This is a genomic window from Candidatus Hydrogenedentota bacterium, from assembly GCA_018005585.1.
GTDB lineage: Bacteria > Hydrogenedentota > Hydrogenedentia > Hydrogenedentales > JAGMZX01 > JAGMZX01.
Genome location: JAGMZX010000001.1, coordinates 27,077 through 52,917 on the forward strand (window position 1 = coordinate 27,077; position 25,841 = coordinate 52,917).

Annotated in this window: 18 protein-coding genes; 7 read left to right on the plus strand and 11 right to left on the minus strand. The window is 64.0% G+C overall.

All coding sequences use genetic code 11. From position 1 onward, the window contains the following. A partial coding sequence (locus KA184_00100; protein MBP8127950.1) for a hypothetical protein occupies window positions 1-897 on the plus strand: 897 nt, incomplete at its 5' end. 129 nt (window positions 898-1,026) lie between these two features. Then, entirely contained in the window at window positions 1,027-1,242 is a 216-nt protein-coding gene (locus KA184_00105; GenBank protein MBP8127951.1) for a type II toxin-antitoxin system HicA family toxin, read from the plus strand. Between the two features lie 61 nt (window positions 1,243-1,303). Here KA184_00105 and KA184_00110 read toward each other — a convergent pair whose 3' ends face one another. The 3 genes from KA184_00110 to KA184_00120 all read right to left on the minus strand — a co-directional run bounded on the left by KA184_00110 (window position 1,304) and on the right by KA184_00120 (window position 6,203). Further along, window positions 1,304-3,994 (minus strand): DUF1080 domain-containing protein, encoded by a 2,691-nt coding sequence (locus KA184_00110; GenBank protein ID MBP8127952.1) that lies wholly within the window; start codon window positions 3,992-3,994, stop codon window positions 1,304-1,306. A 29-nt stretch (window positions 3,995-4,023) separates the two neighbouring features. Further along, window positions 4,024-5,322 (minus strand): Gfo/Idh/MocA family oxidoreductase, encoded by a 1,299-nt coding sequence (locus KA184_00115; protein ID MBP8127953.1) that lies wholly within the window; start codon window positions 5,320-5,322, stop codon window positions 4,024-4,026. A 461-nt stretch (window positions 5,323-5,783) separates the two neighbouring features. Next, window positions 5,784-6,203: an antibiotic biosynthesis monooxygenase gene (locus tag KA184_00120; GenBank protein MBP8127954.1), complete on the minus strand. Its 420-nt coding sequence runs from the start codon at window positions 6,201-6,203 to the stop codon at window positions 5,784-5,786. A 170-nt stretch (window positions 6,204-6,373) separates the two neighbouring features. On the opposite strand from KA184_00120, the gene KA184_00125 reads away from it, so the two are divergent. Continuing rightward, window positions 6,374-8,113, plus strand: a complete 1,740-nt coding sequence (locus KA184_00125) for a hypothetical protein (protein MBP8127955.1) — start codon at window positions 6,374-6,376, stop codon at window positions 8,111-8,113. A gap of 106 nt (window positions 8,114-8,219) precedes the next feature. Then, the gene (locus tag KA184_00130; protein ID MBP8127956.1) at window positions 8,220-11,294 is read left to right on the plus strand and encodes a DUF4091 domain-containing protein; all 3,075 of its coding nucleotides are present in this window, start codon (window positions 8,220-8,222) and stop codon (window positions 11,292-11,294) included. 86 nt (window positions 11,295-11,380) lie between these two features. Here the strand turns inward: KA184_00130 and KA184_00135 are convergent, their stop codons facing one another. From KA184_00135 to KA184_00155, 5 genes are read right to left on the minus strand one after another with little or no spacing between them, the layout of a single operon-like run. Further along, window positions 11,381-12,637: a DUF3810 family protein gene (locus tag KA184_00135; GenBank protein MBP8127957.1), complete on the minus strand. Its 1,257-nt coding sequence runs from the start codon at window positions 12,635-12,637 to the stop codon at window positions 11,381-11,383. A gap of 31 nt (window positions 12,638-12,668) precedes the next feature. Continuing rightward, the gene (locus KA184_00140) at window positions 12,669-13,631 is read right to left on the minus strand and encodes a cysteine synthase family protein (protein MBP8127958.1); all 963 of its coding nucleotides are present in this window, start codon (window positions 13,629-13,631) and stop codon (window positions 12,669-12,671) included. A gap of 19 nt (window positions 13,632-13,650) precedes the next feature. Next, on the minus strand, window positions 13,651-14,004 hold the full coding sequence (locus KA184_00145) for a hypothetical protein (protein ID MBP8127959.1): 354 nt from the start codon (window positions 14,002-14,004) through the stop codon (window positions 13,651-13,653). Between the two features lie 15 nt (window positions 14,005-14,019). Further along, window positions 14,020-15,300: a hypothetical protein gene (locus KA184_00150; protein MBP8127960.1), complete on the minus strand. Its 1,281-nt coding sequence runs from the start codon at window positions 15,298-15,300 to the stop codon at window positions 14,020-14,022. Window positions 15,301-15,360: 60 nt separating this feature from the next. Further along, window positions 15,361-16,260 carry a R2-like ligand-binding oxidase gene (locus KA184_00155; protein MBP8127961.1) on the minus strand — a complete coding sequence of 300 codons (900 nt, stop codon included), beginning with the start codon at window positions 16,258-16,260 and terminating at the stop codon, window positions 15,361-15,363. Between the two features lie 362 nt (window positions 16,261-16,622). Here KA184_00155 and KA184_00160 point away from each other — a divergent pair, with 362 nt between their 5' ends. Next, window positions 16,623-16,961 (plus strand): RNA-binding protein, encoded by a 339-nt coding sequence (locus tag KA184_00160; protein ID MBP8127962.1) that lies wholly within the window; start codon window positions 16,623-16,625, stop codon window positions 16,959-16,961. Between the two features lie 183 nt (window positions 16,962-17,144). Here KA184_00160 and KA184_00165 read toward each other — a convergent pair whose 3' ends face one another. Beyond that, window positions 17,145-18,017 (minus strand): aldo/keto reductase, encoded by an 873-nt coding sequence (locus KA184_00165; protein ID MBP8127963.1) that lies wholly within the window; start codon window positions 18,015-18,017, stop codon window positions 17,145-17,147. 694 nt (window positions 18,018-18,711) lie between these two features. Between KA184_00165 and KA184_00170 the strand changes: the two genes are divergently transcribed. Both KA184_00170 and KA184_00175 read left to right on the plus strand, forming a co-directional pair. Then, window positions 18,712-19,098: a hypothetical protein gene (locus KA184_00170; GenBank protein ID MBP8127964.1), complete on the plus strand. Its 387-nt coding sequence runs from the start codon at window positions 18,712-18,714 to the stop codon at window positions 19,096-19,098. A gap of 1,094 nt (window positions 19,099-20,192) precedes the next feature. After that, window positions 20,193-21,218 (plus strand): hypothetical protein, encoded by a 1,026-nt coding sequence (locus KA184_00175; protein ID MBP8127965.1) that lies wholly within the window; start codon window positions 20,193-20,195, stop codon window positions 21,216-21,218. 189 nt (window positions 21,219-21,407) lie between these two features. Here the strand turns inward: KA184_00175 and KA184_00180 are convergent, their stop codons facing one another. Next, the gene (locus tag KA184_00180) at window positions 21,408-23,678 is read right to left on the minus strand and encodes an aconitate hydratase (protein MBP8127966.1); all 2,271 of its coding nucleotides are present in this window, start codon (window positions 23,676-23,678) and stop codon (window positions 21,408-21,410) included. A 159-nt stretch (window positions 23,679-23,837) separates the two neighbouring features. After that, complete coding sequence (locus KA184_00185) at window positions 23,838-25,832, minus strand: PKD domain-containing protein (GenBank protein ID MBP8127967.1); 1,995 nt, start codon at window positions 25,830-25,832, stop codon at window positions 23,838-23,840. Between the last annotated feature and the right edge of the window lie 9 nt (window positions 25,833-25,841).

Here is a 25,841-nt window from a genome sequence, read left to right on the forward strand (position 1 = left end):
GCGAACATCGCCGCGCAATTGTTCGACGGCGAGTATTTCGTCAACAAACCGGACCCAAATCACAGCGAGGCGATCAACAGCGGCTCCGGCTGCGAAATCGATCAGGTGCTCGGCCAGAGTTGGGCCTGGCAGGTGGGCCTGGGCCGCGTGCTGCCAGAGCAGGAGACCTTGTCCGCCCTCCGGTCCCTGTGGCGCTACAACTTCACACCCGATGTCGGACCGTACCGCGAGGCCAACAAGCCGGGCCGCTGGTACGCGATGCCCGGCGAAGCGGGGTTGCTGATGTGCACGTTCCCGCGCGCGGACTGGGACTACGACAAGGCCAAGGGCACGGGGCCGGGCTGGGCCGCGGGCTATTTTAACGAGTGCATGAACGGGTTCGAATACCAGGTAGCCGGGCACATGATCTGGGAGGGGCTGCTGCTCGAGGGGTTGGCCGTCGCGCGCGCCGTGCACGACCGCTACCACGCCTCTCGGCGCAATCCGTGGAATGAGATCGAGTGCGGCGATCATTACGCGCGGTCGATGGCCAGTTACGGCGTGTTTCTGGCCGCGTGCGGCTTCGAATACCATGGCCCCAAGGGACACATCGGCTTCGCGCCGCGCCTGACGCCTGAAAACTTCAAGGCCGCCTTCACCAGCGCCGAGGGCTGGGGCACTTTCTGGCAACGTATCGAAAACGGACGCCAGAAAGATGAGATCGCGTTGAAACGGGGCGCGCTCCGCCTGCGCACGCTCGCGCTGGCCCCGGCGGGACCGGTCTCGACCGTCACGGTGACCATCGCTGGACGCGAAGCCGCGTGCGAACATCGCGTGGAGGACGGCCGGCTGCTGATTACCTTGTCGGAGCCCGCGGAAATCCATGAGGAGGAAAGACTCAGCGTTTTCATCGCGTAGGAGGCAAATGTTGCGCTTTCATTGTCGTTGAGAACGGGAGTTGTCCTCTGTGGCGCACATCCTGCGATAAGCTTGGAGAATGAGGCGTATCGACGGGGCTCAATTGCCTTCCGCGAGTTACTGCATGGCATAGAAGACGCAGATCATCGGGAAACTGTCCGAGCCTTCAAGCAAGTCCGCTATGGGGCCGGTCACCGGACGGGCAGTCATGTCATCCTTCGTCAGCGCCAAGCCCCACATCGCCGCACAACCGTTCCGAATCACAGAGAGCTGGCGAGAAGCGCGCTTCGACCTCTTGTTCGCAGGGCCGGGCTCACGGTTGAGGACTCTAACGAACTCCGCTGAACATGCGGCCAGGAACGTCTTCCTCTCCCGATGTGATACAGATCCCGGTTTGTTGCTCCGGTTACTCCTGTCCCGGCGCCCGGAGTTCCGAGACGAGCTGCTCCGCGTTCAGCCCCGCGAGTGCAATCTCCGGATCATGGATCAGCGTCGCGAACCGGTAACTCACAGTCTGCGGGGGACCCGCGTGCAGCTGCACCGCAATGTTGCCGGCGCGTTCACCCGAGGGGTCCACGCAGGCAACGCCGAGCGTGCCGTTGATGGCGGTCCAGATAGCCGGGCCGACGGCGAGTATCTCGTAGCGGTTCCACTCGCCCGGCTTGACGGCCTTCTCCGCGCGGTCGAGCCAGAACAATTTGCCGCGGCCATGTTCATGGTAGAGCCGGCCCCAGACATCCTGTCCGATGTCGGCCTGGTAACCGAGGGCCTGTCCGTGTTCGTCGATTTTCTGCGAGCGGAACTGCACGCCGGAATTGGCCGTGTTCGGTTCCAGCCTGACGTCGAAGGCCAAGTAAAAGTCGCGGACTTCGCCGTTGAACCAGATGAATTCACTGCGCGGTATCTGCGCGTCGCTGTGACCTGTGAGCGCGCCGTCCTCGAAACGCCAGAAATCCTTGTGCCCCGTCCAGCCGGGCAACCCCTCCGTGGCCACGATGCTCGCGTCCTCGCGCGGCGCAGCGCCCAGTTTCCGCGCAATGGCGATGGCGGCCTGGACGCTCTCCGCGCGCACGGCTTCGTTCCCATACTGCTGCAGCGCGAGGTCGAACGCGTCCGCCAGCGGCACGTCGGACAGTCCGCTGAGCACGAGTTTGCGGTCGTCGTCGGATTCGGACTGTTCCATGAGCAGCGCGTAATGCCGCAGCCGCTCGCCGTTTCCGATCGGGCCTTCCCGCAGCAGGCGCACCGCGCCGCGGCGCGCCAGAAGTTTCACGCGCGCGTCCGTGGACGTCGCGGCCAGTTCCATGACCGTGGGGAACGCGTCGAAAACCGGCCATTCGCAAATCTCGCGCAGGGCCGCGTCCTGGAGCGCGCCTTCGCCCCGCGCGGTATTCATGACGACCTCGAACGCCTTCGGGCTGCCGGTCGCGCCCAGCAGCCGCAGCATGGCGAGTTTGGCCTCGCCCTGAGCCACGTCGAACGCCGAAACGAAGGCGTCTACCAGGGCAGCGGGCGCTGCCGGCGTCGCGAACACGAGCGTTTCGCCTTCCGCGGCGGTTTTAGTCGTGGCCACGCCGTCCAGCGTGTAGGTTACGCGCAGCCGCTTCACAACGCCCGGGGCCGTGTCGCCCGCGAGGCCGTTCGAGGCTACGACCGACGTCGCGCCGGACGCCACCAGTTGCGCGATCTTCTCAGTCACATTGGCCGAGGGGCCGTCGGGCAGGTCGCCGTAGGCTGCTTCCTGAATGACAATGTCGCCCGTGGGCGCGCGCTTCTGCCGTGTGCATAACGCCTGCAGGGCGCTTTCGGCCGCTTCGCGCTCCGGCTGTGCCGCGGCGGCAAGCACCTGTTCCAGCAGGGCGGCCACCTGGTCCATGCCGGCGTGGGTGCGCAACGCCTGCAATGCGGCCACGCGCACGCCTTCGTCCGCATCGGATTTGGCGGTGCTCATTAACAGGTCAACGGGTTCATGCAGACCACCGCGCCCGATCAGATCGATGGCCAGCTTGCGCGCCTCGACCTTATCGCTCCGCAGCAGCGCAGTGAGCCGCGCGTCGCCCGCCTCGCCGGGGAAATAGCTCAGTGTGTCCTGCGCGACCGTGGCCAAGGCCGCGTCTTCAGACCAGATCAGTTGTTCGGCCAAGTCCAGCGCGGGCGCATAGCCCACGCGCGCGAGCGCCCGCAGCGCCGCCACGCGCACCTCGACGGGCCCCTCTTTCGCCTCATTCATCAGCGCAGAACCCGCGGCGTCGCCGCCGCGACAGGCCAGCGCCTCGATCAAACGCGCCTTGCGCTCGACGGGCAGCGACGGAAGCACATCCGCAAGCCCCTTCGTGACCGCGTCGCCGCCCTCCATCTCCCGCGCGATGCGCAACGCGACGGCAAACAGGTCTTCGTTGTCACCGCGCAAGGCTTCCGTCAACAGCGCCAGCCCTTCCTCCATGCCGCGCGTGAGAATAGCCCCGCGCAGGGCCCCGGCGGGCACCTCCGGCGGCGGGTTGTCCAACGCGCGCAGCCGGTCATAGACCGCCGCGGCCTGCTCGCGCTGGCCTTGTGCGGTCATCTTCTCGGCGCATTCGAGCAAAGCCGCGCAATAGATGCGCAGCTTGCCCACGGGCATCCCGCCCTGGCCTATCGCAGCATCCAAGGCCTGCGCGGCCTCCAGCGTGCCGATATTGCCCAGCGCCTCGGCGGCGGCCTGCGACACAACGATGTCCGTCGCGGGCAGCAGCGCGATCAGCGCGGGTGCCGCCTGCTCGTCGCGGCGTTCTCCCAGCGAACTGATAATGCCCGCCTGAAGCGTGCCCCTCGTTTCCTGCAGCGCGGCGCGCAGCGCCGCGCCCGCCTCGGGATACGGCATCGTCTCCAGCGCGAGCCGCGCCATGTGAGAGAGTCTCTCGTCGCGCAGCAACGGAGCAAGCGCGGGGATGGCGTCCGCGCCGCCCTTTATGACGAGCGCGCGGCATGCTTCCGCCTTCTCCTCGAAGGGCGCATCGGACTTCAAGACGGCAATCGGGCCGGATTCCTGCGCCGGGACCGGCGCCGCCGCATACAGCAGAATGCCCGCGAGGGCCAGCAGGATTATGGTGTTCCGCATGGTATTCCCTTCCATGTCGTGGCCGTGCTTCAGATGGTCCACGGTTCGCGCTGTGCCCGTGCAAGCAGGCGGTTCGCTTCCTCATCGTTCACGAATCTCTCGGCAACCGGGTCGAATTCGAGGTCGCGCTCGAGCCACATGCAGATGTTCGCGGCGTGCACGGTGCTCATCGACCGGTGCATCACCGTCGGATTGGCGACGGTCTCCTCACGTGATTTCACGCAGTCGAGGAAGTTGCGCATGTGGTCAAGCGCGCGCCCCGTGCGTGCCGTGTATTCACCGACCACCTCGTCGTACTCGGCGAGCAATTCCGGCGAAGACACGTCCGGCGCGGCGTAACCGTCCGCCGCCGCGGCCCAGCCGCGCTCGCCGTCGAAACGTTCGCCGCACGAACCGTACCAGTACTGGTCGCCCCGGGAAAGAACCAGTCTCTGGCCCGTGGCGAAGGTGCAGACCATGCCGTCGCCCGAATCGTTGTTCACGTATGCGTATTTGACGGGGCAAGTATCGCCGAGGCCGAGGCCTGCCTGCGCCTGCGCAAAGGTATGCGCGCCCCACTCGCCGATGCAGCTCGTGTGGAAATCGTAGTCGCCGCGCCAGCCGCCCTTCACATACTCGATATTGAACGGACGCCACGGGCACGGCCCCAGCCAGATGTCCCAGTCGATCTCATCGACGGGCGGCTGCTCCTGCGCAGGCATCCAGGCGTGGGGCATCTTCGCCGCGTCCCACGGCGCGATGTGCGCGTAGGCCGTGTGCACCTTGCCCAGCCGGCCCGTGCGCGCCATTTCAATCGCGAACACGTGGTTCGCCTCGCTCAGCCGCTGCGTGTCCGTCTGGTAGACGCGCCCGAACCGCCGCGCCGCCTCGACCACCGCCTGCCCTTCCGCAATCGTCATCGTGGACGGCTTTTCCGTAAACACGTCTTTGCCCGCCCGCATCGCGCGGATGGACGCCTGCGCATGCCAGTGGTCGCCCGTGGCGATCAGCACCGCATCGATATCGGGCCGTTCGACGAGGAACTCGCGGATATCGCGGTACATGACGCAGTCTTTGTTGCCATACGTCTCGTCGACAAACGCTTTCACCGCCTCGCGCTGCTGCTTCCAGATGTCACAGATGGCAAGCACCTGCACGTCGTCGTTCCCGATCATCCAGCGCAGGTCGTGGAAGCCGCGGCCATGTATGCCAATGCCGGCCGCCGTGATCCTCTCGGAGGGCGGCGTGGCCCCGTTTCTGCCCAGCACCGCCGCCGTCACGATGTTCGGCGCCGCAACGGCCGCCCCGGCCGAGCACAAAAAAGTCCTGCGGGATATCTTGTTCTTCATCCGGACTTCCTCCGAGTGTTGCGATGCGCGCCAATGCGCGTTTCCTGGCGCCGCATCCCCGAAAGGCGCATTGTGCGTTCAAACCGGTGCCCGAGTCAAAGCACTTGCGAGGAAAGGGTCATGCAGAAACAGCTTCGCGCTCGTGATCCACAAACCGATGCGCAACCTGCCCCGCGTCCATGGCGGCCTTTGGCGGGGCGTTTCCCCGGGCAGACCTGCGGGAGATGGCGGTGGCCTGCCGCTATCATCCCGTCCAGAATCATCCCCTTCCCTGCGGCAATACGCGGACACGCGCCGGAACGGCGCTCCTGTTCCTCGTTCTCGACAGTTACGAAGCGCGCGTCCCCGGACCAACTCGCTGTCTGCTCGCCCCGCGCGGCAAGCATGTCAGCTCCAATGCCGCCGCGTTCTTGCGCACGCTCACGGCCCCCGTAGACTGCCCATTCCGCCTCAAAAGGCGTTCAGGCCGGCTGCATTACCTGAAGCGTCACGTTCGCGACGAGGTTCTTCACCTGCTCGCGGTACGCGGCCATGTGCGGGGCCTTCAGGTGTGTGCGCAACGACTCGATACTCGCCCATTTTTCGACGACGGTCACCACGTCTTCGCGGAGGGGCGCCTGAGACCCGATGCCCGAATTGAAATCGACAACGGGCTCGTACAATATGCAGCCGCTCTCCGCTACGACGTTCGGCACATTACCCTTGAATATCTCGATGAATTCGGCGCGCTTGCCGTGCTTGACCTCGATCACCGCAACAACAAAGACAGGCCTGCCGCCGTCGTCCGCCGCGGCCCCGCCGCCGGTCGTGTCCGCCGCGAACGCCGCGCCCGCGCCCGAAAACAACAATGCCGCAACAAAATCTCTCCGTGAGAAATTCATTCGAAAACCTCCGTTGACACAGTGGTTCCGTGCCGGTTGACCCAACGGACGCGATTGTAGCATCCGTTCCGCGCCGGCCCAAAGGCACACCCAGCATTTGAGGTGCGCACCGGCACGAAAGAGGGGTATGCTGGGGGAATGTGGGAGAACCAATAGCGGAGGGGTTTGACATGCGTCGCGTCGTTCACATGCGTCTTGCACTCATCTTCATCGTGGGACTGCCATGGGCGCTGCTTTTCGCCGGTTGCGGCGGTTCGGACGGCAAGGAGGAGGCGCCCGCGGCGGCAGAGCCCGTCGCAGGAGCCGCGGCGCGGCCCCAAGCCGCCGCACTCGCTCCGCCGGCCGGGCCACCGGACCTATCGGAGCCGGATTTGACGGTGCTGGCATGGTTCGACCGCTTGCCCGCGGGAGACGTCGACCGGCTGCTCGAGCTGGTGGACCCCACCAGCGCGTTGGCCAGCGGCACGGAAGACATGCGTGAGGAACTTGCGCAGACGCCGGAAAGCGAGTCTGTGCAGGACTTGAAGCTGACGCAGGCCGCTATCCCGCTTGTGTATGCGAAACTGGTATGCACACCGAAGATCAAGGATGTCTCCATTACGGACCGTGACGCCGTCGTCAGCGTCGTGATTGCGAAGGACGCCGACGGAGACGACATCGTGCACGAGTTTGCGCTAAAGAAGCGGATCGACGAAACAACGCGTGAATTCGGCTGGTACATCGTCGAAGCGCGGCATTCAAGCTCGATTCAGGTCTACTTTGAGAGATTCTTGAGCGACGCGGACGGCCTCATAGAGACAGCCATGGCGGAGGATGCCGCTTTCCGCGAGGCGGTGTTTGACCTGGGCGAGCGCATGGGACCCGGCAGCCGCCGCGAAATGATTGCGGAGGAGCGAGCCAAGTTGCGCACGAGCGAGCAACGCATCGGGCGTTTGGCGGATGCGCTGAAGGCATACGCAGCGGACCACGAAGGGGAAGCCGGTCCGAAAGACCTGGTGGCGGGCCTGTTCCCGGCCTATATCGACTCACAGGAGGCCTTCAAGGCGCCGGGAGACACTGATGCCGCCTGCGGCTATTACTATGCGCCCCCCGAGCGCCCGGTCGGCGCAACTGACGCCGACCCCAGGCGTCTGGTTCTTTGCGAGAAGCGGCCCAACAGCCGGGTTGGAGTCTTCGCCCTTTTCGAGGACGGCCAGATTCGCATCATGGAGGAGGAGGATTTGGAGGACCTGATAGATACCTACGTCCCGTCCGTGGCCGCCGCGGAAGACAGCCAGAACAATCTGAAGCAGTTTGGCCTGGTGCTCAAGATGTTCGCCAACGAGAGCCGGGGCGAGAAGTTCCCGCCTCTGGCGCCGCGCGCCGGCGTGCTGATGTTTGACGGCGCCGTGGTCTACCCGGAATATCTGACGGACCTCACGATTCTCGTCAACCCGGCGCACCCGGACCGCGAGGCGCAGGCACAACGCCTCAGCGGGGGCATTCCCGGCCAGGAGCAAGTGTACGATTTCGTAAACGATGTGGGTTACGTGTATCTCGGATACCTGCTGGAAAATGAACAACAGGGGCTCGTCTTCTGCAGGGCTTATCCGTCGCTTGTGGCCGAAGGCAAACTGGACGATGACCTGCTTGTCGGCATGGGCGAAGGCAACGTCGGCGGCAGCAGCATCTACCGCTTGCGCGAAGGCATAGAGCGGTTTCTGATTACCGACATCAATAACCCCGCGGCGACGGCGCAGGCCCAGTCGGCCATTCCGGTGATGTGGGAATGGCCATTGCCCCATTCGGACGGCAGCATCAGCGTGTTGTACATGGACGGCCACGTCGACCGCGTCCCAAAAGGCCTGTTCCCGAACACGGATGCGTTTCTCGACGCACTACGCGGGGTGCAGGCTCTGCGCGCCCCCTGAACGGGGCCGCGGGCAACCGTTGCCTGGAGGTCAGGCGACGGGTTTCACGGCAAAAATGCCCGCGCCGCCGGCAAGGCATGCGATGCGGGCCGCAGGAGGGACTATCATGCGGATCAGTTGCGCGTTTCTTCTCCCGGTTTGCCTGACCCTGACCGCAGCCACATTCGCGCAGCAGGTTGGTGTGCCGAATCCGTCTTTCGAGAGTGCCGCCACAGATGGCACGAGCGCTCCAGATGCCTGGACCCTCTCGGGAGGGGAAGGCGCGTGGGATGCCGGCGCGGCCGACGGAGCGCGCTGCGTCAGCGTGACGGGAAACGGCGCGCCCGGCAGCAGCAACTACTGGCGCACGGCAGCCCTGCCGTTCGCGCCGTTCACGGTCTGCCGCCTGCGCTTCGAGGCGCGGCGCGTTCATGGAGGAGGCGGCTGCGCGATCACCGGGCCGGCATTCTGCAACCGGGATCTCGGCGAGCTGACGGACTCGTGGCAGGAATGCACATCGGTGTTCGTGACGCCCAGCGAACCGGGAACGGACCAGCGGTGGCTGCGGTTCGGCCAGTGGGAAATGAACGGGACGGTCGCCTATGACACGGTGGAATTGGCGCCCGCGCAGGCCGTTTATCGCAGCATGAATGGCATCGCGCTCGGCGAAGGGGAAAGCATTGCCGGGGACGAGTACGTTTTTCGCGCACCGTACGAGAGCCTTTGCACGAACCACGCGCGACCGCTCGCCGTGAACCGCTGCACGTTTAACACCTGGCGCTGGGCATTCGGGACGGACAGCGAGGTCGTCTACCGCCACGAAATCGGGGGCATCGCGCAGACCCGGGCGCGTGTCGAACTGAACATCGGCCATTATGTTTCGGGCGCGCTCGCCGTCGAGGCTTCGCGCGACGGCGCCGTGTGGCAAACCATCGGCACGCTCGCGGCCCCGGGCACAGGCGCGTTCGACATTCCCGCGGACCTGCTGCCCGCGCCGGAATTGCGGGTCCGCCTCTCGGCGCGCGCGGACGCCGCCGCACCCGCTGACCTCCAGGTCAACGCGTACACCTACACGGCCAGGCTCGAGCGCGCGCCGGGCGACCTGCGCGGCGCCACGCAATATGTCGCGATTGCGAAGAGCGACCCGCGCCTCGAAGTCGAGATTCTCTCCCTCGGCGACGCGATCCCCGGCGGAGACAATGTGTTTCGCGCGCGCGTGCGCAATCTCACCGATCACGTGATCGCAGCGCGGCCACGGCTTGTGGTCACAGGCGGCGGCGTGGAAACGCGCGAACGCACCGCGATCGATCTGGCGCCGGGCAACAACGAAATCGCGCCCGCGTACACGCTCCGCGCGACCGGCCGCAACGATGCGGTCTTCTCGCTCGGGGGCGGCATCGCATTTCGCGCGGAGACCACCTTCCACGTGGCGGACCTCTATTGCGCGGATTTCGGCGCGGTGCTGCCGGATTCGAGCGACGCCGTGGGTCTGTGGTGGGCGGCGTCCGGCTGGAAAATCAGCGACACCCGGCCTGTCCCCGGGAGCAAAGACAAGGCGTTGCGCATCCAGGCCGCGCGCAACGAAACGGAAGCAGCGCAACTGGTGGTCCGCCCGAGCATGGGCTTGCAGGGACTGACCGCAACGGCCGGCCCGCTGGATGGGCCCGGCGGCGCGCGCATTGGCACCGAAAACATCGACGTGTTGCGCGTGCGCTATGTGCCGGTGACGCGGCCCACGGACCGCACGGGCGCGGTGGCCCCGTGGCCCGACCCGTTGCCGCCGTTCTCAGGGCCAATTACCGTGGCCGCGAACAAGAATCAGCCGCTCTGGGTGCGCGTGCACGTGCCGGAAGACGCCGCAGCGGGCGTGTATCGCGGCGCGATCATGCTGCGCGCCGAAGGATTTCAGGCGCTTGCTCCAGTCGAGGTCGAGGTGTTTGATTTCACAATGCCCGACCGCATGACCTGCGTGACCGCGTTCGGTTTCGGCCTCGGGCGCGCTTTCGAGTACCAGGACATCAGCGACCCGTCGCATCAGCGCCAAGTCTGCGACCAATATCTTGCCGCGTTGAGCGCGCACCACATCACGCCCTACAACCCCGCGCCAATGGATTCGCTCCTGTACACATGGCCCGAAATACCGAAGGACCGTGCCTTGACACCGGAAGAAATCGCGGCGCTGAAGCCAACGTTCCAGTGGGACGCCTGGGACCGCGCCATGACGAAGGCCTTCGACGAATACCACTTCAACAGCTTCTCCGTAGGCGTGCCCGGCATGGGCGGCGGCACGTTTCATTCGCGCCACGAACCGGAATTGCAGGGATTCAAGGAGGATTCGCCGGAGTATCAGGCGCTCTTCAACTCCTGGTGCGGTCAGGTGGAGGCGCACCTGCGCGGGAAGGGCTGGCTCGACATGTCCTATGTCTACTGGTTCGACGAGCCCGACCCGAAGGACTACGCATTTGTCATGAACGGCTTCCGCAAATTGAAGGAGGCCGCACCGGGCATCGGACGCATGCTGACCGAGCAGGTAGAGCCGGAGTTGACCGGCGGGCCGAACATCTGGTGCCCGGTCACGCCGGAATACGACCATGATGCGGCGGAAGCGCGCCGCGCGGAGGGCGACCATTTCTGGTGGTACGTCTGCACGGGGCCGAAAGCGCCCTACGTCACGCTGTTTATCGACCACCCCGGCACGGAGATGCGCGTGTGGCTGTGGCAGACGTGGCAGCGCAAGATCGAGGGCATTCTCGTCTGGGAGACGACCTACTGGCACAGCCCCGAGGCATACCCGGACCGTCTGCAGAACCCCTACGAAGACCCCATGGGCTGGACCACCGGGTACAGCACGCCGTCGGGCACGCGCCTGGCCTGGGGCAACGGCGACGGGCGGTTCCTGTATCCGCCCGAAGCCGCCGCGGACGGCAATCCCGGCAGGCCGGTGCTCGACCCGCCCGTCGACACGGTCCGCATCGAGATGTTGCGCGACGGCATCGAGGATTATGAATACCTTGCGATGCTGCGACGGCTACTCGCGGCCGAAGGCGGCGACCTCTCCGCGCGGCAACGGGCGGATTACGAGGCGTTGCTCACGGTGCCGGCCGAGATCACAGCCAGCATGACCGAGTTCACGAAAGACCCCGCGCCCATTGCGCGCCACCGCGAAGCCGTCGCCCGCGCCATCGAACACCTTTCCCGGTGAGACAAGCCCGCAAACCGGCGACGCCGGCGTAACGCAAGGAACCCGGCGGCAAGCAGGCGACGGTCATGCCGCGGACGGTCCGCCGTTCATGTCTCCGGCGCATCCGGCGAAGCCGCGGCCTCCGGAACCGGTTGTGCCGGGGAATTGAGACTGGGCCCGGCTTCGGGCGGAGACGGCGCCGCGCCTTCCGCAGGTTCGGGAAGCGCCGGAACGGGCGGCGTCAACCCGGTGTCGGCCAGGCGGCCGTCGCGCCAGAGAAAGAGGAACAGGCTGATGCCGCGCCCATAGTTCTTCACGCCTTCCTTGATGCCTTGCGCCTGGAGGTACTTGTCGTAGGCGCGCCAACTGGCCTTCTGCAGCCATTCGATACGGTAGCGGGCGGCTGCCTCGCGGGCCTTCTTGAGGTCTTCCCGCGCGATTTCCGGCAGCCGCTCCATGGCGGATTTCATCGCATCGCCCGGCAACTGGCGCACAAGGTCCATGTACATGTCGAGCGCCACGGCGTAGCGCGCATACGGGTCCGCGGCGCGCACCCCGGAGACAAACCCGATCAGCGTGGCCTCGGCTTCGGTGCACATGCCCGCGATGTGGCCCAGTTCGTGCGCGCCCGTCGAGACGAACGCGGTATCGGGCAGCCCCCCATCGACGTGCGGCTCAAGCGTAAAGGGCGTGCAGATGCCGGAGGTGCCGTTCGCCAGGAGCAGCCCTTCCGGCGTCGCCTTCACGCCATCGGGCAGCCAGAGCGAGTGGCCGTCCCATTCCTTGATAGTGGTTTTCATTGCGGCGGCGACAGCGGCAAGCGCGCGGTTCGCATCGCGGTCTTCCGGCGCCTGGGGTTGATCGTTGAGGATGGTCTCGAGCAGTTGCCCGCGCAACAGCGCCGATTCTTCGTCCGAGATCGCGCTAGTATCGAGTTTCAGCCGCTCCTCCGGCGCCAGCCGCTGGTAGCCCGCGCCCCAGAAGACCAGGAACCATATGGCGATGATGGGCGTGAGGAAGAAGGCCCACTGGAAGCCCCAGAAAAGACCCCGCCAGTGCGAGCGCCCCTTCACGAAACGCAGATACAACCAGTTCAAGGTCCACAGAAGCGGAAACCCCGCGACCAAAGCGATGGTCAGGGCAAGCGCAACGGAGAAATCCGCGCTGTTGGTCAGCGGCGCGACGCCAGCCACGATGACCCGGTAAACAAACCGCGTGTAGAACCCTTCGACGAAGGCCTGGGGCGGCGGAAATGCAAACCAAAGCCCTAGACCGGCCCAGCAGAACAAGCCGAGCACCATCCAGAACTTGCTCCAGCGCGAAACGCGCCGCGCCGGCTTCACGGCATGCGAGGAACTTGGCATGTCCCCTCCCTTGTGCGTTGTGGCCGCGGGCTCACGGCGGGCATTTCGCGCAGACCGACCGGAACAGCGCGGTGCTCAGGTACCGGTCGCCCCGGTCCGGCAACAACGTGACCACGGTCCCGTGGTCCATGCGCTCGGCGATGCGAATCGCCCCGGCGACCGCGGCGCCGCTGGAAATGCCCACGAAAAGCCCTTCCTGCATGGCCAGGCGCCGCGCGGCCTCGAACGCCGCGTCGTCCTGCATCATGATCTTGTCGTCGAGTTGGGCCGGGTCGTAAATCTCCGGCGCGAGCGACTCTTCGAGGTTCTTGAGGCCCTGAATCGCGTGGCCGGGCGTGGGCTCGACCCCAACGATCTGGATACGCGGCGACCGTTCTTTCAGATACCGGGACACCCCCATCAGCGTGCCCGTGGTGCCCATGCCCGCCACAAAGGCGTCAAGACGGCCGCCCGTCTGGGCGTAGATTTCCGGCCCGGTCGTCTCGTAATGGGCCAGCGTATTGTTCTCGTTCACGAACTGGTTCGGCATGTAGTAGAGGTCCGGCTGCTCCGCCAGCACGGCGTGCGCGCGCCGTCGCGCGCCATCGGTGCCTTCGCATCCGGGTGTGATTTCGACGTGCACACCGAACGCCTCGAGCACGTGGCGCCGCTCTTCGCTCACGCATCCGGGCAGCATGAGCTTGACCTTGTATCCCTTCAGCGCGCCGATCATGGCCAGCGCGATGCCTGTGTTGCCGGATGTCGGCTCGAGGATCGTCTTGCCCGGATGGAGTTCGCCCGATTCCTCGGCCTTCTTGATCATGTAGTAGGCGGTGCGATCTTTTACCGACCCGCCGGGGTTCGCCCCTTCGAACTTCGCGAGAATGCGCACCCGCGGGTTCGGGCTCATCCGCTGCAATTCGACCAGGGGCGTGCAGCCAATCGCGCCGAGCACGCCCACCGCATGTCCCGCCGCCGCTTCCACGCCTGAAGCCGCCACACCGCTTTCTTGCATGACCGCCGTCCTCCGCGCGCTACTCACCCACGCCTTGGAACCGGTCTTCCTCGTCCCGGAACAGGACATTGAAGGTCGTCAGGCTGCCGTATGCGCGCGAAATCAGTTTCTGTAACTCCAGCTTGTCCTCGTGGCCAAGCGAAGCGTGATTGTTGATCTTCTGCTCCATCACACGCAATTTTTCGCGCACCGATGTGATCTTCTTGAAAAAAGCCTCGATCGGGACTTCTTTCGTCTTGAGGCCCGGGTCGGCGGGTTTCAGCACCAGCGTGCCGCCGGACCACTTCGGCGCAATCTCGCAGCGCCCCATGCCCAGTTCCTCTTCGAGCACCTCGCGCAACAGCGCCTTGACCGTCTGCCAGCTCAGTTCCATAGCGCGTCTCCTCTGCTACGATTCCGGCCATGCCAGTTCCAGCACATACACCTGGCGCGTGCCCTCGTGCGTCGAGTCGATGCACACCCGCTTGCCGTCGCGGCTCCAGCGCGGATGCAGGTCACAGCGCCAGTCGCGTTTGAACGTGTCCGGTTCGTGAAACCGGGCCGCCTCGTATACCTGTTCCGTTTCCATGTCGCCGAGGAAGAACCGCCGCATCCGCCGCGGCCCCTCGGGGTAACTGTCGCTCACAAGCCACCGCCCGTCCGGCGAGAAATGACAATGGCCGTCGCGGTTGAGCACATCCGGCGCAACAGGCCGGTGGTCCTGCAATCCGTCCGTCAGCATCACGTGCAGCCATTTCGGCCCCGCCTCGAACCGCGACGAGACCATCAGCTGTCTCCCATTGCGCCAGTCGAAATGCGAGTTGTTCCACGCGTATGGCACGACACAGCGCAGCCCGCTCCCGTCTGGGGCAACGGTGTAGGCCGCGGAGATCAGGCTGCCCACGGGATTCTTGAAGCGGGCCAGGAAGAAAATGCGCGAGTCGTCGCGGCTGAAGAGCACGTGGTTGAACCACATGACGTCGTCCGCGCGGTCTTCCGGCGGCGGCTGATCATGAAAGACCTGATCGATGGTCACGATGAGATGGGTCTCGCCGGACGCGAGATCCATCACGTAGAGACCGTCATCGTCCGGGTGCGGGTCGTCCGTGGTGGATTCGCTGACGGCGGGATAGCCGTAGCCGGGGCGCGTCTTGTTGAGCCGCGCATAGCTGATGCAGGCCGCGCGTGCGCCGTCGTGGGACACGGCGGAGACGGCGCGCGGCAATTCGCGCCGGTCTCCCGAAAATACGTCTAGGATGACGGATTTCGCCGCGCCATTCGCGCAATCGTTGTAAATGATGCGGCGGTCCGGCGCCGTGCCGAGCCAGTGCGTCAGCGAGCCTTGCTGGAAGTTCCATGCGCGCGTCGTGGCAAGGGCGCGAAGTTCGCCCGAGACCGTATCCAAGAGACAGATGCGCGCCGCGTCGCCCGCGCGCACCTCGCGCCCGTCGAAGTCCGATTCCATGCAAACGAGGTAGCGGCCGGACGCGTTCCACGGGCAGACACCGTAATAGCTGCAGAAATGCGCCCTGGGTCCCTGGGTCAATGCGCGCACTTCCGTCACGCGCGGAAGGCCTTCCGGAACACCTGCGGCAATTTCAAAGCGCGCGGACTCTTCTTGTGCCGAGCCGCACCAGGCGAAGGCGGCAACCGCAAATACCACCAGACAGCAGGCTGCTCGTGCACTCATGGCCTCACATCCTTTCCCGATGGTGTTGAAGTCTCACTTCCCGGCACGCGCATTCGAGCCTCACGCGTCGCCTGTTTCCACCACCGTTTGTGTTTCGGCAATCACTTGGTCAAAGCTTAGGTCGCGCGCACGTTCGAGCCGCTGAAACCGTTTCTGATACTGCGCCGCCGCGTACCCGAGGAATTCGTCCTGGCTCACCCCGAACGGCGGCGGGTCATAGTGCGAGAAAATGTGCGTCACCACGGCCAGCCCCACCGGGAACAGGTCGTTCAACGTGGATTCGACAATGGACCACAGCGAAGGGTCCGCGGAAATCAGGCGGCTGAGCAGGTAGACGCCATACGCGATATGACGCGACTCGTCCTGCTTCAACTTGCCGATGCCTTCCCGCACGCCCGGCAGGATGCCGCAGCGGTCGATAATCGTGAAATAGGCGTGATACCCCGTTTCCGCGAGCATGCCTTCGACAATCATATTGTAGACGGTCGACGCGCGCGCCTGGGCCGCGGGCGAATGGTCCACTTCAAGGACGCGCAACGCCATAGGCAGCGCCTCGCACACGATCTTCCTGTAATTCGGCTCCTGGTAGGCGGTCAGGTCGGCCGGCGCCCCGCACACCTCCGCCAGCACGCGGCTGAAGAAGTCCACGTGCTTCGCCTCCTCCCACAGGAAGGTCGCCAGATACAACTCCTCCTCCGTCCGGCCCTCGTTCGCAACGACCCGGATAAGCGGCAGCAGGTCCAGCGTAACGGCCTCTTCGCCCGCGACGAACATCGACGACAGCCGCAGCACGATATCCTTTTCCTGGTGGTTGAGGCGGGCCCAGTCCGCCTTATCCTTCGAGAAATCGATCTCGCTCGGGTTCCAGACGCCCAGCTTCTTTGCGCGCTCGAACAGCAGCATGGGCGGCGTATCCCGGCGCAACCCCCGCGTGGTCGTCGTGAATCTGGAATGCGGCATGGCGGTCGGCTCCCTTCTGCTGCATGACGGCCATTCATTTTAACAGCCGGAGGCAAATCCGCCCAACCTGGCCCGGCACTGCGGAGGAACGCGGCCGAACAGGCAGGATAGCGCCTGACAGGAGCCCCCTAATTTGGACCCCGAAGCTTGACTTGCGCGGAGGGGGATCATTATGGTAGGCTGGTGAGCGTGGTACTGTGTCTCTTTGATGGCTCGATGCGTGGCGTCCTGCTATCGAATGGACGGTCCAGGCACCGAGGAACGATACCTGCCGGGAAAGAGGTATCATCGAAGAATGTTCCGCGCCATGAACACATGATTCGATTGAACTGAAACCAGATGGCGCGCCAGGAAGAGAAGCGATGAAACTGTATGTAGGCAATCTCCCGTACCAGACGAACGACCACTCCCTTGAAGCCCTGTTCCAGGCTTACGGCGAGGTCGAATCCGCCAAGGTCATCACGGACCGCGACAGCGGCCGCTCGAAGGGCTTTGGTTTCGTCGAAATGCCAAACCGCGAAGAAGCGTTGGCTGCGATCGACGGGCTCAACGGCAAAGAAGTCGATGGGCGCACGATCACGGTTAACGAAGCGCGTCCGAAGCCGGCAGGCGGCGGCGGCGGCGGCGGTGGCCGCGGCGGCCGTGGCGGCTACGGCGGCGGCGGCGGCGGCGGCTACGGCGGCGGACGCGGGCGCTACTAGCTCCCACTCCCCCATCCGATAATTCCGACCTCAGGCAGGGAAGGTGTGTCTGCGCCTTCCCGCCTGAGTTATTTTCCCCATATCTGGCAGATAGGGGACGGCACAAGCGCCTCCGTGCTTCGCGGGGGAAGCGCGCCTGACCCCGGTGCTGTCAAGGGAATGGGCGCGCCCCGGCGCGGGCCGTCACGCCCGAAGTGCTTCCTCGACCCGGCGGCACGTGTCGTCTATTTCTTCCGGCTTGATAAAACCGACCGTGACCGCGTGAATGCAGCCAAGCCCGAGCACGTACCGCAGCGACTCGGTCAGCCGGTCGGCGCACTTGCCCTCCCCCGCGACCTTCATGCCGATCATGCCCTTGCCGTTGTCCCAGGCGCGCTGCAACACGCCCACGACCTCTTCCTGCGTGCCGTCCATGTGCAGGCCGTACGGGTTGATGCGCGAGAGCATTACGTCGACCCAGGGGTGTTCCGAGGCCACCTTCATCGCATCGAGGTTGTGGCACGAGACGCCGTGCGCGCGGACCAGGCCCTTTTCCTTCGCCTCCGCCAGCACGTCCATGCACGGCTTCAGTTTTTCGGCCCAATCGCCCGACTGCATGCAATGCAGCAGCACGATATCGAGATAGTCGGTCTGCAATTCCTGCCGGAAGCGCTCGATGTCCGCGCGGCACACCTCCGGATGCTTCGCGCCCGTTTTCGTCAGCAACATCACTTGGCTCCGGTCCATCGACGCCTCGCGCATCGCATCGCGCAGATACTCGTGGGCCCCGTACGAGTCGGACATGTCGAAATAACGCAGACCGCGCTCGTAAGCGTGCGCGATCGTCCGCATGAACGCGTCGCGGCCTTGCCGGTTCTGCGCGGACGATTTCCGGCTCGCCTGCGTGCCCGTGCCCATGCCCAGCAACGTCGAGACGATCCCGGTTTTCCCAAGCGTCACCGGCGAGGTCGCGCACGACGGTTTGGCGGCCTCGGCCAATGACACGCGCGGCGCGCCCGCACTCAACGCCGCCGCGGCGGCGGCCTGCATGAAACTCCGGCGATTGATCCGATTCACGGCGGCTTCTCCTGTTGCTCCCGGCCCTTTGCAAGAGGATTATACAGAATCCACAAGTGGCTTGGCGTTCCTCTACCAGCATTCCGACTGCAACGGTCTTCACCATCCGTGCATTGAACAGCCAAGCGAGTAACGCACTCGTATTCCCTTGACTTCTCTGCATACATAAAGTAATGTTTCTGCTGGAAAAATGAGCAAGTAAGCCAAGGCAATTGATTGCGGCGGAAGAGAGGGGATATTCTCGATGCATCGGGTTATTATCACAGAGAATCAACTCGATGAATTCGTGCGCGCAAATGCTGAATATGCTAAAGGACTGATAGTTGAGTTGGTTTGTCGTCTCGTCTGCGCATCGGCTCCAAATCCGCGAAAAAGACGGTTCCCCCTTGGCGATAGTATTGGCCAATCAGGCCCCGATGGAATCCTTGATACATAGACTGATTACCAGCCATTTGTGCCCGCAGGCACTAGTTATTGGGAGGTCGGAACAGCGCTAAGAGCACGAGAGAAAGCGAGCAAAGATTACGATGATTGCACCCAGGCAGTGCTAGCTCCTGCGCGTATCGAATCAACCTTTATCTTTGTGACGCCTCTTTCGGGAAGAAGGGGTTTTCCACATACTTGGACGCGCAACGGCCAAGCCTCCTGGATTGACGAGAAGCGCCAGCGATGCGAGTGGAAAGATGTTCGAATCTTGGACGGGACCAATCTGGTTGACTGGATGAGTCACTTTCCTTCCGTTCAGCGACGGCTCGCCAGACAAATGAATCTGCTTGCCGAAGGCTTTACGACGCCAGAACTACATTGGGCAGAGCTGCGAAGAACGGGCGAGCCTCCTCCGCTGTTTTCTGAAGTATTCCTCGCGAGTAGGGACGAGGCCTGCAAGGCCATGCCTGGCGTTGGCGAGATGCGAATTGCTGTGCGTTATGAGGTCACATCGGTGTCCGGTGACACGCGGACGGCACTACTGAAACCGATCTGTGCCATGACCTTCACCAAAGGTGCTGGTGCCACGACGACGGTTGAATTGCAGACATCCTCCGTGGACGGCTGGATTTTGTTCGATGTCGAGAAGGGATGACCTGTGCGCCGAACAGCGGGGGATAAAGATTGATTGACGGGTTGGGCCGCCAATATTGACCACCGGAAGGAGCCAAGCGCGCACAGATTCCGTGCGGTCTAGCATTTGCGAGGCACAACTCAATGATGCTAAACTGAACTCTATTGTCCGGCTTGACACGCAGTGCGTCGGCGGTAAGGCACGCCCTCTATGCCATGCGAACTGGGAATACTTCGAGACGGAACAGCCGAAAAGGGGCATTGAGGTCTCCTCGGAAGATGGCGTGGGTTCGACGGCAGCAGTGCGGAGGGGGCAAGTGTGAAGGTTAATGCAACGGGTAGATTCGTGTTGCGCATTCTCTCGTTCAGAAGGACCTGTCGCGTATGATGTCTCATAAGGTCTCATCGGATAGTCCGGAAAGCAGGGAAGGCATGCATGGAATGATGACATTCCTGATGGAATTGTATCCCGGTGCCACGTACGCCGACTCATTTCCGGCTGCCCTCGCGTATTCATATCCGGACATCGCAGAAGCCTGGAAAAATGCAGAGTTCTGGCCAAGGAAATGGTGGGAACGATCTGTCGCTGACCTTAGAGAGGCCGCCGGAAGAGAACGCCGCGAGCACGAAGAGCGTTTGGAGAAATGGCTCGCAGGCGAGAGATTTGAAAGATGTAGTGATTGCCTTGGAAGGGGGACGGTGTGCGTCGGTACACACTCCGTTACAGTCCGTGGTTACCTCGTCCATGGCCAAAGCTCCTCGGGGAGAGACTCCATTGCCGCTGGTGGAAACCGTCTCCCTAGGCCAACGGGACCCCGCGTGGTGCCGGGCGAATGCCCCACTTGTGGAGGTACAGGCCGAGTAATCAAGGTAACAACGGCAACTCGGTATGCCCGGCCGATCTGTGGACCCAGCGATCCCTCGCAATGGACGCCGGTCGGCTCGCGATACGAAGAAGAGGTGGCGTGTCCGACATGTGACGGAGGAAGGACCGTCACAACGACAGAGCAAGCGGTCTGGGAAGAATGTGGCCGTTGCAAAGGCGAAGGCCGAGTTCCGGTCTCTCACCCGGAACAGCCGGAAGACCTGGAACGCATTGTCCGAAGAATGGACAAAATGCCTGACCTGATCCGACGGAACTTTGATTTCGTATCACTGAGATCTGTTCTTGCAGCCCCTGCACTTGGGGAGCGGCTCCTATCAATGTTCTCACGTTCTCAAGATGCGCGGCAGGAGGCGAGCCGTTTCATATCGGACCTGTTTCAGAAAGGCGGATACTCACTCGCACGAGCGACACTTGCGTACATTGAACTCTCTGGAAGACGCGACCACCCGGGGACATTGGCCGAACATAGCCTTGCGCTTGATTTCATGCTGGAGCTGAGGACGACTTTCCGGGGGACGGTATTCATTGAGCATTTCGATGAGATCAGTCGTACGGCAAAGGGGATAGCTGAGTCTCTCCATTCCACCGCCATTTCTGATGCGGCGTTGAACCTGTTTCGAGAGCTTACCAGAGGAGAGGTTAACAAGGCTGTACAGGCCTTAAGCCGAGCGTGGAGATCAATCAAACAACCACAACCTGTCGGTTCGCCGGAACGAAGAGCTGCAGCAGGGAAACTTCGAAACCTGCTTTCGATGGTCTCGCGTTTTCCTGAAGAGGAACAGAATCAAATGGGCGTCGAAGAGGCCGTCGCAGAACTGAAGGCCTATGAAGATTCTGGCATTGATCCAGAAGAGTCGACTTCGGCGCAACTTGCGGGCAATAACGGAGAGAGGATAGAGGAGAGGCCCCAGGAACTCACGGGGCTTCAGTCGATGTTCTTTTTTGGAGGCATGCTTTTTGCGGTTACCGTTGCGGTTGTCTGCTGGTGGAAACTGGGACTTGGACTCATCACGAGTTGCTGGATTCTACTCTTGACATTCGTTCTCTTCGGAATATCAATCCCAATGTTTTTGGAATCACCTTCGATGTCGCAGGCGGATGAGGCGAAGGGACTACTATGGGGATCGATCGCAGGGTTGGCGGTCACCGGATTGACGTGCTCCATTGGACTTGGCATGTTCTGGTGTTTGGGCTTAAGCATCTGCGCGGCATTGGCCGTTCTCGGATTCTTATTCTCCGGATCTGCGGAAAGGTGAAATCCCGGGGTGGTATTGACACGCTCGTGTCCAGAGTCGCCACTCCATCCGTGCAAACATTGGCAACTACTGTCGTTCGCATTTATTCGTCCTCGTTGGTGCCATTCAACTTACATCATCTGCCACCAGCACGAAAGCTGCTTTTCGCGATACAAACGCCCACCAAGAAACTCTCCATCAACACAAACACTATGCCCCTGCTTGCGCGCGGATGAGGTTGAGCGCGCCGCCGGCCTTGTACCACGCGACCTGGGCGTCGTTGTACGAGTGGTTGACGTTGAACTCGTCCGTTGTGCCGTCGGCGTGTCGCAGCACGAACTTCAGGGGCTTGCCCGGCGCGAACGTGTCGAGCCCGAGGATATCGATCTCGTCGTCTTCGCGAATTCTGTCGTAGTCGGCGGGATTCGCGAAAGTGAGCGCGAGCATGCCCTGCTTTTTCAGGTTGGTTTCGTGGATGCGCGCGAAACTCTTCACCAGCACGGCGCGCACGCCGAGATGCCGCGGCTGCATGGCCGCGTGTTCGCGCGACGAGCCCTCGCCGTAGTTGTCATCGCCCACGACGATGCTGCCGATGCCCTGCGCCTTGTACGCGCGCTGCACCTTGGGCACTTCGCCGTATTCGCCCGTGAGCACGTTCTTCACCTTGTTCGCCTCGTCGTTGAACGCGTTGATGGCGCCGGTGAGCGTGTTGTCTGAGATATTGTCCAGATGCCCCCGGAAGCGCAGCCACGGCCCGGCCATCGAGATGTGGTCGGTTGTGCACTTGCCCTTCGCCTTGATCAGCAGGCGCAGCCTTTTCAGTGCGCCTTCCGTGTTCGGCTTGAACGGTTCGAGCAGTTGCAGACGCTTCGAGTCCGGCTGCACCCGCACCACAACGCCGCTGCCGTCGGCGGCGGGCGCGGCATAGCCCGGGTCGTCGCAGCCGAAGCCGTTCGGCGGCAACTCGACGGGCGTGGGCGGGTCGAGCCGCACGGGGTGTCCCTCCTCGTTCATCAGGGTATCCGTCGCGGGGTTGAACGCGAGGTCGCCCGCGAGCGCGAGCGCCGTCACCAGCGCGGGCGACGCGACGAACGCGTGCGTTTTCGGGTTGCCGTCATTGCGTTTGGCGAAATTGCGGTTGAACGAAGTGACAATCGTGTTCGGCTGGTCGCTGCCGCCGTGGCGGTGGCGCGCCCATTGGCCGATGCACGGCCCGCACGCGTTCGCCATCACCACGCCGCCGATGGCCTCGAAATCCTGGAGCAGGCCGTCGCGCTCGATAGTCGCACGCACCTGCTCGGAGCCCGGCGTGACCGTGAACTCGGCCTTCGCCTTCAGTTTCTTTTCGCGCGCCTGCCGCGCAATCGAGGCCGCCGCGGTCATGTCCTCGTAAGACGAATTCGTGCACGAACCGATGAGCCCCACTTCGACCGCGTGCGGCCAGCCGTTCTTTTCGCATTCGACGCGCATCTGCGACACAGGTGTCGCCCGGTCCGGCGTAAAGGGACCATTCAAATGTGGTTCGAGCGCGCTCAGGTCAATCTCGATCACGTGGTCAAAATACCTTGCGGGGTCTTGATAGACCTCGGGGTCAGGCCGCAGGTGCTCGGCGACTTGCCTCGCCGCGGCGGCCACATCGGGCCGCGCGGTCGACTCCAGATAGCGCACCATCGATTCGTCGAACGCGAAGGTTGATGTCGTCGCGCCGATTTCGGCGCCCATATTGCATATTGTGCCCTTGCCCGTGCAGGAGAGATTCTCCGCGCCTTCGCCGAAGTACTCGACGACCGCGCCCGTGCCGCCTTTAACGGTGAGGATGCCCGCCACCTTGAGAATCACGTCCTTGGGCGAGGCCCAGCCGCTGAGTTTGCCCGTGAGATGCACGCCGATCAGCTTCGGAAACTTCAGTTCCCACGCCATGCCGGACATGACGTCCACGGCGTCCGCGCCTCCCACGCCGATGGCGAGCATGCCGAGCCCGCCCGCGTTCGGCGTGTGCGAGTCGGTGCCGATCATCATGCCGCCCGGAAACGCGTAGTTCTCGAGCACGACCTGATGGATGATGCCCGCGCCCGGCTTCCAGAAGCCAATGCCGTACTTGTTCGAGACCGACGCGAGGAAATCGAACACCTCACGGTTGAGGTCGAGCGACTTCTTAAGGTCCGCGGCCGCGCCCGCGTCCGCCTGTATCAGGTGATCGCAATGGACCGTCGAGGGCACGGCCGTCTTCGCCTTGCCCGCCTGCATGAACTGGAGCAGGGCCATCTGCGCCGTGGCGTCCTGCATGGCGACGCGGTCCGGCGCGAAATCGACGTAAGACTCGCCCCGCGAATACGCCTGCGCGGGCGTGCCGGCCCGCAGGTGCGAATAGAGGATTTTTTCCGCCAGCGTCATGGGGCGGCCCAACAACTCCCGCGCCGCCGCCACCCGTTCCGGCAGCCGCGCATACACGCCTTTAATCGTGTCAAAATCGAAAGCCATGTTCTTTATACTCTCCTCTTCCCTGTTGCCGGCGCGCTTGTCGAGAGTAAGACGGGCCCGTGACCGCGCATCAGGCAAATATGATAGAAAACAGGCGCGATCCCCCGCAAACCCCGGCCAACTCGCGGAACACGCCCGCGCGCCGCACTTATTCCGCGCCTATTCCACCGTCACCGGGAACGAGGCCGCGGCCTCGTTCTTGTGCGTGTCGGTTACCGTCAGCGTGACGGCATATTCGCCGGGCGCGTCATAGGCGAAGCTGACGCTCGTCCCCTTCGCCCGGTCACCGTTGCCGAAGTCCCACACCGCCCTCTTCACAAGCGCCGCGGTATTGAAGGACACCCCCGCCCCCACCGGAAACGCGTCTGAAACCGTCACGGGCAGCCGCGCCGCCGGGCAGCGCAGCCACGCGCCGGCGTCAAACGGATACGGTTCGCCGGCGCGCAGGCGCAGCGGCGCCCCCGGCACTTGAACAGCCACGGGCAATTCGCCAAGCAGCAGATTCGCCACGGCGCGCATGCTCAGCGCCAGATTGCCCGGCGCGCAATAGGCGAGGACTATGGCGTCGGCCTTCGCGAACCGCGCCAGCGCGTGCGGGTAGCCGAGCAGCACAACGGCCACGCGCGCGCCCGTCGCGCGCAGCGCGTCCACCAGTTGCCCCTGCCCCTCCGTGCGCACCGTGTCGGTCACGACGCACACAATCGTGCGAACGCCTTCGTTGCGGTCCGTAATCCGCTTGATCTCGAAGTCCTCGACATTGCCCAGCCGCAGCGCCGTCGTGATGCGTTGCTGGCTCATGGGCTTCACCCGTTTCTCGAGCAGCGCGAACAACTCGTCGACGCCCGCGACGCCCGTGACCAACAGCGGCCCCGAAGCTTCCTTCTGCAGCGGCAGCACGCCGCCTTCGTTCTTGATCAGCGTGATGCTCCGCTGTTCGACGGCGTAGCACAGATCGGTGAAATCGCGGCGAGAGAGAAGCTTTTCAATGTCCCGTTCAGCGGCCGGGGCGGGCGGGGCCAGCCGGTGCGCCAGCTTGACATCGAGCACCCGCCGCAGCGACCCGTCCAGCGCCTCCAATGACAAGCGCCCCGCCTGGACCGCGTCGCTGATGCGCATTACCGCCTTCAGCAAGATCGCGCCGGACTGCGCAAAGTACACCATGTCCGCCCCTGCCGCGAGCGCCTGGACGGCCGCCTCCGCGGGGTCGGCGATGGAAGTCACTTCGCGGCTGTCCATGGGCCCGGCGAGGATCACGCCCTGAAACCCGAGCTGGTCGCGCAGCAGGCCGCACATCACCTTCGCCGAAAGACATGCGGGCAGGCCGAGCGGGTCCACGGTGGGAACAAGCGTATCGCCCACGTGGATAATCGATGCGCCACCCTCAATGGCGCGGCGATAGGGCAGCAGGTCCTGGCCGTCCAGCAGGGCGGCGGGTGTCAAGAGCACCGCCGCCGAACCGCCCTTGCGGTTCGTGCCGCCGCCGGGAAAGCCCATCGGCGCCGCGAGCACGCCATGCTCGCGAAGGACGGAAACCATGGTGGCGCCCGCCTCGCCCGTGAAAGCGGGGTCCGAGCCAAGGCAGCGCAGGCTGCCCGTTGCGCCGGGAAGCGTCGGCGCCAGGACCAGCGCGGGCCCCAAGTGCAGGTCGAAGCCCATGCCGCGCATGTAGGAACCGACTATGCGCGCGGCATCGCGCGCGGCGGCCGCGTCATGCGATGCACCCACGGCCAGCAAAGACGGCGGCTGGAGGAACGCGCTGGACCGGCCCGGTTCCTGGTAAGCGAGCCCGTACAGGTCCGCGGCAAGCCAGATCGGCAGGCCCGTGCGCAGTTCAAGCGGGCGCAGCCGCGCGGTATAGGCCGCTGCCGCCGCCGGATTGCTGCTTCGCTGAACAATCACCCCGCCCGGCGGGCACTGCTCCAAATAGGCAAAATCGGCCGTGGACGGCGCGGTCCGCCCCTCCGCCGTCACAAGGATGAGTTGTCCGATGCGCTGCGGCGCCGTCAATTTCCCGATCGCGGCGGCTATCGCGTCCGGCGCCAGTTCAATCGGCTTGGCGGGCTCGTCCTCCGCGAGCGCCGCCGCACCGAACAATAACAGGACAGACAGCGCGCGGGAAAATGCGCCCGTGCGCCGTCTATCTTCGCCAGGCATGGCTTTCGC

What these genes read in the sequence shown, in the direction of transcription:
- KA184_00145 (MBP8127959.1), bottom strand. Translation starts at nt 14,004, where the DNA reads ATGGAACTGAGCTGGCAGACGGTCAAGGCGCTGTTGCGCGAGGTGCTC.
- KA184_00135 (MBP8127957.1), bottom strand. Translation starts at nt 12,637, where the DNA reads ATGCCAAGTTCCTCGCATGCCGTGAAGCCGGCGCGGCGCGTTTCGCGC.
- KA184_00150 (MBP8127960.1), bottom strand. Translation starts at nt 15,300, where the DNA reads ATGAGTGCACGAGCAGCCTGCTGTCTGGTGGTATTTGCGGTTGCCGCC.
- KA184_00125 (MBP8127955.1), top strand. Translation starts at nt 6,374, where the DNA reads ATGCGTCGCGTCGTTCACATGCGTCTTGCACTCATCTTCATCGTGGGA.
- KA184_00110 (MBP8127952.1), bottom strand. Translation starts at nt 3,994, where the DNA reads ATGCGGAACACCATAATCCTGCTGGCCCTCGCGGGCATTCTGCTGTAT.
- KA184_00120 (MBP8127954.1), bottom strand. Translation starts at nt 6,203, where the DNA reads ATGAATTTCTCACGGAGAGATTTTGTTGCGGCATTGTTGTTTTCGGGC.
- KA184_00175 (MBP8127965.1), top strand. Translation starts at nt 20,193, where the DNA reads ATGCCTGACCTGATCCGACGGAACTTTGATTTCGTATCACTGAGATCT.
- KA184_00130 (MBP8127956.1), top strand. Translation starts at nt 8,220, where the DNA reads ATGCGGATCAGTTGCGCGTTTCTTCTCCCGGTTTGCCTGACCCTGACC.
- KA184_00140 (MBP8127958.1), bottom strand. Translation starts at nt 13,631, where the DNA reads ATGCAAGAAAGCGGTGTGGCGGCTTCAGGCGTGGAAGCGGCGGCGGGA.
- KA184_00155 (MBP8127961.1), bottom strand. Translation starts at nt 16,260, where the DNA reads ATGCCGCATTCCAGATTCACGACGACCACGCGGGGGTTGCGCCGGGAT.
- KA184_00185 (MBP8127967.1), bottom strand. Translation starts at nt 25,832, where the DNA reads ATGCCTGGCGAAGATAGACGGCGCACGGGCGCATTTTCCCGCGCGCTG.
- KA184_00160 (MBP8127962.1), top strand. Translation starts at nt 16,623, where the DNA reads ATGAAACTGTATGTAGGCAATCTCCCGTACCAGACGAACGACCACTCC.
- KA184_00115 (MBP8127953.1), bottom strand. Translation starts at nt 5,322, where the DNA reads ATGAAGAACAAGATATCCCGCAGGACTTTTTTGTGCTCGGCCGGGGCG.
- KA184_00180 (MBP8127966.1), bottom strand. Translation starts at nt 23,678, where the DNA reads ATGGCTTTCGATTTTGACACGATTAAAGGCGTGTATGCGCGGCTGCCG.